The organism is Coriobacteriia bacterium, assembly GCA_013334745.1.
Classification (GTDB): domain Bacteria; phylum Actinomycetota; class Coriobacteriia; order Anaerosomatales; family JAAXUF01; genus JAAXWY01.
Map to the genome: position 1 here is coordinate 60,759 of JAAXWY010000007.1, position 10,053 is coordinate 70,811.

Consider the following 10,053-nt stretch of genomic DNA (forward strand, 5'->3'; position numbering starts at 1 on the left):
GGCGACGAATGAAGGCCTCCGGGACAAGGACCCGGACCGTGCGCCGGCTCAGCGCTGAGCGGGTACGCTCGCCCGTTCGAGGATCCCGGACTGAATCGCCGCCTGGAACTGGTCCACCGGCACGGTCGCATCCCAATTGCCGGTCACCTTGGCGGCGCCGAAGATGGCGAGCCATAGACCCACGACGAGCAACGGCCACACCCAGGGGGCGATACGCGTTCGCCCGAGCACCTTGGCCTCCAGGCAGCCCTCCACAGGGCATACCTTGACGCAGTCCATGCAGCCGTCGCACTCGGTGTCGCGCACCGATCGCACGCGGTCGGGATGGCAGTACGCGTGACAGGCTGCCGAGCACTTGCCGCATGCGATGCACGTATCGGCGTCTCGGGTCACAGAACATGGCGAAGCGACCGCTACCGCGGCGTAGAGTCCGCCAACGGGACATAGATACCGACACCACACGGGCCCGATCAGCGCGGACACGACCCCGGCGAGCAACGCCACGATCAAGAAGATGGGCTCACCCATCAACCCGAGGATCTTGAGGTCCGCGACCCACATGTACGGCAGGCTCCGGAACGCAACCGCCTCGCCCAGGGATACTGACATGAGCATGAAGACGACGATCGCCGTCAGCGCGAACCGGACACCGCGTCCCGCGAGGTCCATCCATTTCGGGGGCACGAAATTGCGCCCCAGCACGCGCCGTCCAAGCGCCGCGCACGCCTCCCAGACCGTCCCGACCGGGCAGATCCAGCCACAGAAACCGCGCCTGAAGAGAACAGAGACAGTGAGCGCCGCGATGATGATCACAAGCCCCGCCGGCAGCAGCGTGTCCCATCCGCCACCACGCACCCAGGCAAAGAAGCTCGTGAAGTGGCCGACCGGCAAGAGGCCCGCCGGCGCCTCCGGCCTCGGAACAAACGGGCCTTCGCCCCGTGCCCATGCCGCGAACATGAACAGCTGCACACACGAGGCTATGAAGAAGACGAGGAAGGCGCTCTTGATGAACCAACGGCCGGTAAGGAAGTCACGCATCAAAGAAACTCCGGTCTTGTCGGGATGCGGGTGCCGGCCGCGCAGTAGGATGGGTATAGTATTAGGGAACATTACCGCATTACGACAGAAGGAACCTCTTGATGCCTCGCGTTCTCATGGTCATCGCACCCGAGATCTTCCGGGACGAAGAGTACGCGCATCCCAAGGAGGTTCTGGAGTCGCGTGGCGCTCAGGTGACCACGGCGAGCGTGGCACCGGGCGAGTGTATCGGAAAGCTTGGGATGCATGCGCAGGCCCAGATCTCCGTGCGCGATGCCGCGAGCGAGTCGTGGGATGCGGTCGTGTTTGTTGGCGGAGCGGGGGCGTCGGTGTTCTTCGATGACCCCGATGCGCATGCACTTGCACGCAGCGCCGGCGAGGGTGACGGCGTGTTGGCTGCCATCTGTGTCGCGCCATCGACACTCGCTCGAGCCGGTCTGCTCGGCGGTGTGATGGCAACCGCGTTCCCCTCGCAGCGAGACGACCTCGTCGCGCACGGGGCTTTGTGGAGCGACGGACCGGTTACGGTCGCAGGTCGCATCGTGACGGCGAACGGGCCGGAAGCGGCGGTCGAATTCGGCACCGCTATCGGCGACTTGATCGGGCTGGAAGAGCACTAGGGGCTGAATCGCGCACGTCGAGCAGAAGGACCGAGGGGGCAACGTGGAGTTCTATCGCTGTCGAATCTGTGGAGAGACGTACCTTGGTGCCAAGGCGCCCAGTCGCTGCCCCTTTTGCGGAGTGACCGAGGACTACATGGTGCCCACCATCGAGTTCGATGAGAACGTGGCCACACCGCAACTCAGCGAGTCTGAGCACACTGACGTCCTCCACGCGATTGACATGGAGCGTGGCAACGCGCGCTTCTACCGCGCCCTCGGGCTGCGCCACGACAACCCCAAGCTTGCCAGCGCCTTCAAGCGGCTCGCATCGATCGAAGCCGAGCACTGCTCTCTGTTCTGCAAGCTCGCCGGAGCGGACAAGCCCACCGACCTGCTCGAACCCGCCGAGGAGAACGGCACGTGGTGCGACGGGGTCAACGAGTCTCTCGCTCGTGAGCTGCGCGCCTCAAACTACTACGCCGAAGTCGCGGGCCGAGCGCGCAACGAGCGCGTCGCCGAGGTCTTTCTCGCGCTCGCAGCGGTCGAACGGGATCACATCGAGCTCGACGGCCTCGCCGCGCACGTGGCGGAATGCAGCTAGAGTAACGCAGACGCCGGGCCGAGTCTCAGCGCGCGGCCGTCTCGCGAAAGAGCTGGTCATAGGCGGGCGCGAGGTTCTCGATGAGAAACGGCCGAGACAACTCCCGCGCGGCTAGTGGCCGAGGGCGATGCTGCACCATCCCCCGAAGCCGCGACACCAACTGCTCCCGGCCGGCGTAGCGGTACTCCGCCGGGTAGATCTCCGGGTATGCCAACCTGTCGGGCACGAGTGGTGTGGCGCCCAAGTGGCACGCCTCTATCATCGCCAGCCCGAAGAACTCGTTGTCGGCGGTCGAGACTGCGATGTCCGCACTGGCAAGCAGTCGGCCATACTCGGCACGACTCTCCGGCTGTTCGCAGTGGACCAGTCGCTCCCCCAGGGAATCGGCAAGCTCACGCATGGACTGTTCTGTCTCGCGGAAGCTCTGCCCTGCGACGACCACCTCGAAGTCGAGACCCTCATCAGCAAGCTGCCGTACCGCCGAGAAGAACTCGTCAGGGTTCTTGTCGTGCTCCCAGCGATGCGGCCAGATGATGCGGCATCGGGGGCCACGGGTTGGTGCCGCATCGAAACACGCCGTGTCGAACGGCGGGGCCAGAACACGCGACTTGGCAGCGATGCTCTCGGCGAGCCCTGAAGGCCTGCAGTCGGGGAACTGCGCGATGAACCCGGGAATCTCCTCGACGAAGCGTTGGAGGTTCCACCGGGTGTTGAAGACGCAGGCTTCCGCCGAGAGCGCGCTCGTGATGTTGGTGAGCGGAAACTGGAAGTCCCACTCGGCGGTGTGGCGATTGGGATAGACGAGCTGGTTCTCATGGAAATACACGATGGCCGGCACGGCCGCCAGTCGCGATCCCGCTAGACCGCGAAACTCCGCGAGGTTGAGAAACGTCGAGGCAAGAATCACGTCGAACGGCGGCGCGGCCTCCCCGGCGAGTGCGCGTGCATCCGCTGCCATCGAGATCGCCGCTCCGCGCATGCGCCATTTCCACTTGCGCGCCGGAAGAGTGAGCAGCGTCCACTCCGCATCCACGTGATCGACAAGCGCATCGAGTACCGCACGGTGGCTGCCACCGTAGTACGGCTCCAGCGCCAAGATCCTGAGCCGGCTCACTGCTCCGCTGCTTCCATGTGGATGGTGGGCCACCGCGAAGGGGGCCGGTAGCCGCGGGCCCGATAATCCAGCCAACTCATCGAGGCTAGCGCGTCGTCGACCATTCGTTCATGCGGCAGTGCAGCCCAAGCGTCCCGGACCGCAGAAAGCCGTGCGTGGGTCTCGGGCGTCCTCGGCATGTAGAGCGTGCAACAGTCGTCGTGCTCCTGAATCGAGATGTCGTAGGTTCCCAACTCGCGCGCCTGCTCCATGATCTCGAGCTTGTCGTTGCCGATCAGGGGCCTGAGCACAGGGAACGTGGCAACGTCGTCGACGGCACGGATATTTGCGAGGGTCTGCGACGCCACCTGCCCGAGCGACTCGCCTGTGACCAGCGCACTCGCCCGCTCCGCCTCGGCGATTCGCTCGGCGACCACAAACATGAGCCGGCGATAGAGCAGCACCCTCAGGTCGGGCGGGCACGCGAGCGATATCTCGCGCTGAAGCTCGCCGAACGGCACGACGTACACGCGCCCGAGGCCGCCGGTGGTCTCAAGCACGTCTGCGAGCTCCGCGACGAGACGTTGCGACAGGTCGTTGGTGTGCGGCACCCCCGAGAAGTGAACGCCAACCGCGACGGCACCGCGACGGATGACGCGCCAGGTCGCCACCGGTGAGTCGATCCCGGCCGAAAGCAGCGAGACGACTCGTCCGGACATTCCCACCGGCAGACCGCCTACACCCCCGATACGGCGCGACGACACGTAGACCGCGCCCTGCACGACGTCGACCCGGACCCGAACATCCGGGTGCTTGAGATTCACCCGGGCTCCGGCGTGCTCACACAGAAACGCACCTACGACGCGGTTCGTCTCCATACTCGGCACCGCATAGTCGGTGTTCGATCGCCGTGAATCGACAGCAAACGTTGTGAACGGCCCCGCCTCACGCAGCGCCTCAAGCGCCGCCGGCAGAAACTCGTCCGGGTCGCGATGGGTGCGAAACGCGGGCGACACGAAGGCGACGCCGGGAATCTGAGCGATGCGCTCGGCAACGTCGAAGACGCGGGCGGGGTCCTTGACCGCGAAGCAGACCCGCGATGGCAGCTTCTCGGCGCGGCCTACGGGAAAACCAACGAGCGCCGCCTCGAGATTGTCTCGAAGTCGGCGCTCGAACTGTGCGCGATTCCGGCCCTTGAGGCCGATCTCAGCGTGATGGACGAGGCAGACGCGCTCGAACACGGCGGTGCCTTGCTACTTGTAGCTGTCCTTGGTGCGCTCGTAGGAGACGTCGCCGGTGGCGATCTCCTCAAGGGCCTTGGACAGCGGCTTCTTCTTCATGAGGTCGGTGAGGTCGCTCGTGTGCATAGAAAGCAGCGCCTGGTCACGAAGACCGTGCGTCATGTCGTTGATCTGACGCGCACGCTTGGCTGCGACGATGCAGAGCGTGTACTTCGAATCCACCTTGGCGAGCAGATCGTCGATCGGCGGGTTGATAACAGACATATCCTCAGGCTTCCTGTTGATGTGCGTACGAATCGATTATGCCCACGAGCTCGTCAACGGCTCGAGGGATGTCGTCGTTTTGTACCACATGGTCGTACTCCCCCACAAGTTCAAGCTCGTGCTTCGCGGTCTCTAAACGCCGTTCGACCTGCGCTTTCGTCTCGCTGCCCCGATTCTCAAGGCGACGCTGCAGCTCCTCCCATGAGGGCGGCATTATGAAGATGAGCACCGAGGCCGGGCGCAGCGACTTGACCTGGAATGCACCCTGCGGGTCGATCTCGAGCACCACCTGACGCCCTTGGGCGACCTTCTCCTCCACGAGCGCACGAGGAGTGCCGTAGCGATTGCCGTGGACCTCGGCCCATTCGAGCAAGCCGCCAGACGCGGCGAGCGTCTGGAACTCATCGTCCGACACAAACTGGTAGTGAACCCCTTCGATCTCACCGGGGCGCGGTTCGCGGGTCGTCACGGACACCGAGACCCAGAGGTCGGGTACACGAGAAGGCAGCTCCTTGACCAGCGTGCCTTTGCCCGCGCCAGAGGGGCCGGAGACTATGAAGAGGTTTCCTTGTCGCATTCGGTGCGCGCTGCCCCTGCCGTTTGCGTGGGCGTACGGAGCAGGGGCGCTGCTAGCCGAGACGGTCGAGGAGCTGCTCGCGCTGGCGGGCACCGAGGCCCTGCACGCGACGGCTCTCGGATATCTCGAGCTCGGTCATGATCTTGTGAGCCTTGGCCTTGCCGTAGCCCGGGAGCGACTCAAGCAGCGTCGAGACCTTCATGCGGGCAACGACGGGGTCGTCGCTCTTCTTCATCACAGCGGCGAACGAAAGCTTGCCACTCTTGATGTCGACGCGCAGTGCGGCACGCTTCTGGCGCGCTTCAGCGGCCTTCTTGAGTGCCTTCTGGCGATCCTCGGGCGACAGGTTCGGAAGTGCCATGGTTCCTCCTCGTCAAGCTGGCTGGGCAGTCGGCCCCTCTCCCCGGAGCAAGTGTCGAGCTGGCAGATGCGGAGAGCGACCCCCAATGGGAGTAATGCTACGCCTGACCTGCGACGATGCCAAGCATCTTATGCAAGTCGTCGGCTGCCGGGCGAGTAGATCGGCTCGCCCGCGGCGCAAAGGACACACGAATCCGGCTCCCAAGACTCAACCTCGAGTCGAAGGAGAGGCCAGAAGGGCGCCTCGAACTTCTTGTCCCCGCCCCGATCGATCAGAGAGACGACCCCGGCAACCTCACCGCCTGCGGCACGAACGAGATCTATGACCTCACCAACGCTCCCACCTGTGGTGACGACGTCCTCAACAACGAGAACCCGCGCACCGGCAGGCACTTCGAACGCCCGGCGAAACACCATGGTCCCCTGCTCGCGCTCGCTGAAGATGAACTTGACCCCCAGCGCCTGCGCCACTGCGAACCCGATGATCAGCCCGCCGACCGCCGGCGCTGCGACCAAGTCGATATCCAGCCCTTGGGGAAGCCGCTCAACAGCGGATTTCGCGAGTTCTGTCGTCAACGCAGGGTCCTCAAGGATCCTTGCGCACTGCACGTAGGTACCGGAATGCCTGCCACTTGTGAGTGCGAAGTGGCCGGTTCGGATCGCCTCGGCGTCCTTGAGGGCCTGCAGAATCGTCTCGTCGGTCATCGACATCAGTTCGTCTCCTCGATCTCTGAGAGTATGCGTGAAGCAGCATGGGCGGGGTCGGTCGCTTCGGTGATCGGTCGCCCCACGACCAGGTGGCTCGCTCCTGCCGCCAACGCGGCAGCAGGCGTCGAGATACGGGCCTGATCACCGGCCTGACTCCACGTGGGCCGAACACCGGGGGTGACGATGAGTGCGTCGTCGCCGAGCACCTCGCGCATGATCGAGGCTTCCTGCGGGGAGCACACGACGCCATCGACGCCCGCGTCGGCCGCAACGAGCGCCAGCAGCTTGACCTGCTCGGCGGCAGTGCGCGATACCCCGACCGATGCGAGCATGGCATCGTCTGAGCTGGTCAGCACCGTGACCGCAAGCACCGCAGGGGGCTCAACACCGGCCTCATCGGCGGCCCTGCGCGCCGAGTCGACCGCTGCGCGCATCATCGGCTCTCCCCCGCTCGCATGCACGGTCATCATGCCCGCTCCGAGCTTGGCGATCGACGCAGCGGCGCCAGCGACCTGGTGAGGGATGTCGTGCAGCTTCAAGTCGACAAACACCGAGAAGCCCATTTCGGTGAGCGTGGCGACGATCCCGGGCCCTTCGGCGTAGTAGAGCGTCATCCCGACCTTGAGCCACGTCACGCGACCTCGCAGCGTTCGCGCAAGCTCGAGCGCCTCGGCAGCGCTGCAGTCGAGAGCGACGATGATCGGGTTGTACTCCGTCATTGGTTCGAGCCTTTCACCTGAGACGATGTCGATGCACCCTGGTCGACCTGTTGCGCGCGCACTGCGGGCCCGACAACGTAGTTGATGACAAGCAGCAGCGCGAGCAGGGACAGAAGGCTGAGACCGACGAAGAACGGCATCCGCCAGGGCTTGGGGATGATGGGCGGCCGGGGTTCGGGCCGCTTGCCGAAGTTCTCGATCAGATAGCGGACCGGATTCGTCATCGGCTAGGCCTCAAGCCCGCCGATAAGGTCGCGCACGTCGGTCACCCCGTGGCGGTGGCAGTACTCCACGAGGCCGTCGACCACGCGCATCGTCACGGTGGGATCCACAAAGTTGGCGGTGCCGACGGCGACCGCGGTGGCTCCTGCGAGCATGAACTCGACCGCGTCGGTCGCATTCATCACGCCACCCATGCCGATGATCGGAATCGCCACGGCGTTGGACACCTGCCAGACCATGCGCAAGGCGACCGGCTTGATCGCCGGGCCTGAGAGCCCGCCGACGACGCGCGCAAGCAGCGGCTTGCGGGTCTCGGCGTCGATCGCCATACCGAGCAGGGTGTTCACGAGCGACAGCCCGTCTGCGCCCTCCGCCTCCACCGACTGCGCGATCGAGACGATGTCGGTGACGTTGGGGCTGAGCTTCACGAGCATGGGGCGCTTGGTGACGGCTCGGCACGCGCGGGTGACCGCGGCTGCAGGCGCGCACTCCGAGCCGAACGCCATCCCCCCTGCATCGACGTTGGGGCACGAGATGTTGACCTCGTAGCCGGCAACGCCGGACTCGTCCTCCAGGCGCTCTATGACGGCCGCGTACTCCTCGACCGAGTGCCCACTCACATTCACGATGACAGGGGTCGTAGCGGCGTTCTCAGCGAGCCACGCGAGGTCTTTGACGACGAACGCCTCGACGCCGGGGTTCTGCAGGCCTATGGAGTTGAGCATCCCGCTCGCCGTCTCGGCGATACGCGGGCTCGCGTTGCCCGCCCACGGACCGAGCGACACGCCCTTCGTGACGATCGCACCGAGTCGTGACAGGTCGACGAAGTCCGCGAACTCGCGGCCCGAGGCGAACGTGCCCGAAGCGACGGTAACGGGATTGCGGAGTTCGAGACCGGCGAGATTCACGCGCATGTCGATGCTACCGCTCATGACTTCCAGGTCACCTCCGCCGCGTCGAAGACGGGTCCGTCGACGCAGGCGCGCTTCAGACCGTCGACGGTCAAGACGACACAGGACAGGCATGCGCCGATACCGCAGGCCATGAGGCGCTCAAGCGATATCTGGCACGGGACGCCCGCATCCGCCGCAAGTGCGGCGATCGCGCGCTGCATCGGCTCGGGGCCGCAGGTATAGACGACGTCGAAGCGCTCCTCGGCAAGCAGGCGAGCAGCGGGGACGGTCACAAATCCGTGCTCGCCATCGCTGCCGTCGTCGGTCGCGACGAGCACCTGACGCGCGACGTTCTCGAACAGCTCACGCGCGACGAGCCGCTCCTTCGTGGGCGCACCCATCGCGACGCTGACCGCGACGCCATGCGCGGCGAGCTGCTCGGCGAGCATGCCGAGGGGCGCCGCGCCGAGGCCGCCGGTCACGAAGAGTGCATGCGCGATGCCCTCGGGCGCCCGCCAGCCATGACCGAGCGGGCCGACGAGGTCCATCGACTCGTCGCCGACGGGCTTCTCGGCCATGAGGAGCGTGCCGGTTCCGAGGATCTGGTAGAGGATCTCGACGCGCTCGCCGTACGCGCGATGAATGGAGAACGGCCGACGCAGGATGATGTCGGAGCCGGTCGCGACACGCAGATGCACGAACTGACCGGGCTGTACGCTTGCCGCGCACTCGGGCGCGTGAAGCGTCATGAGTCCCACACCCTGCGCGATTCGGTCGTTGCTGAGCACTCGGACGCGCTCGATGACCGGCTTGTCGGGACGAGCCGTCACGCGGGCGCCCCGGCCGACCCAGCGGCCTCTTCGGCTGCGAAGTCCTGCAAGGCGTGCACGTCGAGTCGACCTTCCTTGGTCGCCTCAATCGCCTGGACGATCGCAGCGGCGGCGGGAAGTGTCGTGATGTTGGTGATGCCGTGGCGGATGGCGGCTGACCGCAGGTGGTAGCCGTCGCTTCGCGTCTCCTGCCCGAACGGCGTGTTGATGACGAGCTGCACCTCGCCGTTGGCGATGTGATCGACGATGTTGGGGCGACCCTCGTGCTTCTTGAGCACCTCGGTGACCGGGATGCCCGCCGAGCGCAGCGTCTTGGCGGTGCCGCGCGTCGACATGATGTCGAACCCGAGGATCGTGAGGTGCTTGGCGAGTGACACGATCTGGCGCTTGTCGCGATCGCACACCGAGACGAACGCGGTGCCGCTCACGGGCAGCGAGTAGTCGATGGCGAGTTGCGACTTGGCGTACGCGGCCGGGAAGTCGCCCGCCACGCCCATGACCTCGCCGGTGGACTTCATCTCGGGTCCGAGCACGCTGTCTGCGCCCGGGAAGCGCCCGAACGGCATGACGGCCTCCTTGACGCAGAAGCGCCCGAGTTCGCGGTCCTCGGCGGGCAGGTCCATGTCCGCGAGCTTGCGACCGGCCATGACCTGCGCTGCGACCTTGGCGAGCGGCACGCCGGTGGCCTTGGAGACGAACGGCACCGTGCGCGACGCGCGCGGGTTGACCTCGAGCACGTAGACGCGCTGGTCCTTGACCGCGAACTGCACGTTCATGAGGCCGCGCACGCCCAGGCGCATCGCGAGGGCGCGTGCCTGCACGCGGATGCTCTCGACCATCTCCTCGCCCAGCGTGTAGGGCGGAATCGAGCATGCCGAGTCACCCGAGTGGCTGCCGGCCTCCTC

14 protein-coding genes are annotated in these 10,053 nt (G+C 65.8%); 2 read left to right on the forward strand and 12 right to left on the reverse strand.

The genetic code is table 11. The features are described 5' to 3' along the window. Positions 1-48 precede the first annotated feature (48 nt). Positions 49-1,038, reverse strand: coding sequence for a 4Fe-4S binding protein (locus HGB10_03575; protein NTU70885.1), 990 nt, complete (start codon positions 1,036-1,038; stop codon positions 49-51). Between the two features lie 101 nt (positions 1,039-1,139). Between HGB10_03575 and HGB10_03580 the strand changes: the two genes are divergently transcribed. Together HGB10_03580 and HGB10_03585 are read left to right on the forward strand one after the other, a co-directional pair. Further along, positions 1,140-1,658 (forward strand): DJ-1/PfpI family protein, encoded by a 519-nt coding sequence (locus tag HGB10_03580; protein NTU70886.1) that lies wholly within the window; start codon positions 1,140-1,142, stop codon positions 1,656-1,658. A gap of 43 nt (positions 1,659-1,701) precedes the next feature. Next, the gene (locus tag HGB10_03585; protein ID NTU70887.1) at positions 1,702-2,241 is read left to right on the forward strand and encodes a hypothetical protein; all 540 of its coding nucleotides are present in this window, start codon (positions 1,702-1,704) and stop codon (positions 2,239-2,241) included. A gap of 25 nt (positions 2,242-2,266) precedes the next feature. On the opposite strand, the gene HGB10_03590 is transcribed toward HGB10_03585, so the two are convergent. The 11 genes from HGB10_03590 to carB form a co-directional block, all read right to left on the reverse strand. Beyond that, complete coding sequence (locus HGB10_03590) at positions 2,267-3,355, reverse strand: DUF3524 domain-containing protein (GenBank protein ID NTU70888.1); 1,089 nt, start codon at positions 3,353-3,355, stop codon at positions 2,267-2,269. After that, entirely contained in the window at positions 3,352-4,575 is a 1,224-nt protein-coding gene (thiI, locus tag HGB10_03595) for a tRNA 4-thiouridine(8) synthase ThiI (GenBank protein ID NTU70889.1), read from the reverse strand. The genes HGB10_03590 and thiI overlap by 4 nt, the downstream gene beginning before the upstream one ends. 12 nt (positions 4,576-4,587) lie before the next feature. Continuing rightward, the gene (gene rpoZ / locus HGB10_03600; GenBank protein NTU70890.1) at positions 4,588-4,839 is read right to left on the reverse strand and encodes a DNA-directed RNA polymerase subunit omega; all 252 of its coding nucleotides are present in this window, start codon (positions 4,837-4,839) and stop codon (positions 4,588-4,590) included. Between the two features lie 4 nt (positions 4,840-4,843). Then, positions 4,844-5,416, reverse strand: a complete 573-nt coding sequence (gene gmk, locus HGB10_03605) for a guanylate kinase (protein ID NTU70891.1) — start codon at positions 5,414-5,416, stop codon at positions 4,844-4,846. Between the two features lie 52 nt (positions 5,417-5,468). After that, entirely contained in the window at positions 5,469-5,777 is a 309-nt protein-coding gene (locus tag HGB10_03610; GenBank protein ID NTU70892.1) for an integration host factor, read from the reverse strand. Positions 5,778-5,905: 128 nt separating this feature from the next. Beyond that, positions 5,906-6,481 carry an orotate phosphoribosyltransferase gene (locus HGB10_03615; protein NTU70893.1) on the reverse strand — a complete coding sequence of 192 codons (576 nt, stop codon included), beginning with the start codon at positions 6,479-6,481 and terminating at the stop codon, positions 5,906-5,908. Between the two features lie 5 nt (positions 6,482-6,486). Then, positions 6,487-7,203, reverse strand: coding sequence for an orotidine-5'-phosphate decarboxylase (pyrF, locus tag HGB10_03620; protein NTU70894.1), 717 nt, complete (start codon positions 7,201-7,203; stop codon positions 6,487-6,489). Beyond that, positions 7,200-7,427 carry a hypothetical protein gene (locus HGB10_03625; protein NTU70895.1) on the reverse strand — a complete coding sequence of 76 codons (228 nt, stop codon included), beginning with the start codon at positions 7,425-7,427 and terminating at the stop codon, positions 7,200-7,202. The genes pyrF and HGB10_03625 overlap by 4 nt, the downstream gene beginning before the upstream one ends. A 3-nt stretch (positions 7,428-7,430) precedes the next feature. Continuing rightward, positions 7,431-8,357, reverse strand: a complete 927-nt coding sequence (locus HGB10_03630; GenBank protein ID NTU70896.1) for a dihydroorotate dehydrogenase — start codon at positions 8,355-8,357, stop codon at positions 7,431-7,433. After that, positions 8,354-9,067, reverse strand: coding sequence for a dihydroorotate dehydrogenase electron transfer subunit (locus HGB10_03635; GenBank protein ID NTU70897.1), 714 nt, complete (start codon positions 9,065-9,067; stop codon positions 8,354-8,356). Before HGB10_03635 ends, HGB10_03630 begins: the two co-directional genes overlap by 4 nt. 77 nt (positions 9,068-9,144) lie before the next feature. Then, the coding region (carB, locus tag HGB10_03640) for a carbamoyl phosphate synthase large subunit (GenBank protein ID NTU70898.1) at positions 9,145-10,053 on the reverse strand (909 nt) is incomplete at its 5' end.

Excerpts from the sequence above, each read along its gene's own strand:
- HGB10_03575 (NTU70885.1), bottom strand. The coding sequence starts at position 1,038 with ATGCGTGACTTCCTTACCGGCCGTTGGTTCATCAAGAGCGCCTTCCTC.
- HGB10_03580 (NTU70886.1), top strand. The coding sequence starts at position 1,140 with ATGCCTCGCGTTCTCATGGTCATCGCACCCGAGATCTTCCGGGACGAA.
- rpoZ (NTU70890.1), bottom strand. The coding sequence starts at position 4,839 with ATGTCTGTTATCAACCCGCCGATCGACGATCTGCTCGCCAAGGTGGAT.
- gmk (NTU70891.1), bottom strand. The coding sequence starts at position 5,416 with ATGCGACAAGGAAACCTCTTCATAGTCTCCGGCCCCTCTGGCGCGGGC.
- HGB10_03610 (NTU70892.1), bottom strand. The coding sequence starts at position 5,777 with ATGGCACTTCCGAACCTGTCGCCCGAGGATCGCCAGAAGGCACTCAAG.
- HGB10_03615 (NTU70893.1), bottom strand. The coding sequence starts at position 6,481 with ATGACCGACGAGACGATTCTGCAGGCCCTCAAGGACGCCGAGGCGATC.
- pyrF (NTU70894.1), bottom strand. The coding sequence starts at position 7,203 with ATGACGGAGTACAACCCGATCATCGTCGCTCTCGACTGCAGCGCTGCC.
- HGB10_03625 (NTU70895.1), bottom strand. The coding sequence starts at position 7,427 with ATGACGAATCCGGTCCGCTATCTGATCGAGAACTTCGGCAAGCGGCCC.
- HGB10_03630 (NTU70896.1), bottom strand. The coding sequence starts at position 8,357 with ATGAGCGGTAGCATCGACATGCGCGTGAATCTCGCCGGTCTCGAACTC.
- HGB10_03635 (NTU70897.1), bottom strand. The coding sequence starts at position 9,067 with ATGACGCTTCACGCGCCCGAGTGCGCGGCAAGCGTACAGCCCGGTCAG.